This is a genomic window from Zoogloea sp. (genome assembly GCF_023150065.1).
Taxonomy (GTDB): Bacteria; Pseudomonadota; Gammaproteobacteria; order Burkholderiales; family Rhodocyclaceae; genus Zoogloea.
In genome coordinates this window covers 1-594 of sequence record NZ_JAKLLN010000171.1, presented here as the reverse complement: position 1 = coordinate 594, position 594 = coordinate 1, and the positions used below count along the sequence as shown (strand labels likewise).

Genomic DNA, 594 nt, shown 5'->3' with positions numbered 1-594 from the left:
CCGCCGCCGAACAGCTTCGCCTGGTAGTCGCGCGGCTGCGTACCCGCGGCCCGCATCTCGTCGACCAGCAGGCTGACGGCTTCGTCGGCATAGCGGCCGTCCGGTTCGTCGGGCGCCTTGCCGATGCGCCCGGGCAGCATGATGTGGCACATGCCGCCGAGCAGCAGGCGGGGATGCCAGAAGGTGATCGACACGCAGGAGCCCAGCACCGTGCGGATGCGCGTGCCGCGGTCGCCGAAATAGACCTCCCCCGGCTGGAGGAAGATGTCGATCGCCGCCGGGTTGATCGGCACCGTCACTTCGGCTCCTTGCGGTAGATCGTCGGCCGCACCGGCCTGAAGCGGTCCGTCACGCCGTTCAGGCTCTCCGAATGGCCGATGAACAGCCAGCCGCCCGGCCTGAGCTGCCGGTGCAGCGCCGCCGCGACGCGGCGCTTCATGTCCATGTCGAAATAGATCATCACGTTGCGCAGGAAGATCGCGTCGAACTCCCCGGCTCCCTTCAGGTCGCCGTTCAGGTTGAGCTGCGCGAAGCGCACCCGCTCGCGCACCGCCGCGGCCACGCGCAGCCTGCCGGCCATGGCGCCGGTGCCGC

The 594-nt window shown here is 70.0% G+C and carries 1 protein-coding gene and 1 pseudogene; both read right to left on the bottom strand.

Annotation, left to right across the window (positions count from 1 at the left end; all coding sequences use genetic code 11):
• Positions 1-299 (bottom strand): annotated as a pseudogene (locus L6Q67_RS24100) (chemotaxis protein CheD); the annotation flags it as partial.
• On the bottom strand, positions 296-594 hold a 299-nt coding region (locus L6Q67_RS24095), incomplete at its 5' end, for a CheR family methyltransferase (protein ID WP_296576221.1). The pseudogene L6Q67_RS24100 and the gene L6Q67_RS24095, both read right to left, overlap by 4 nt.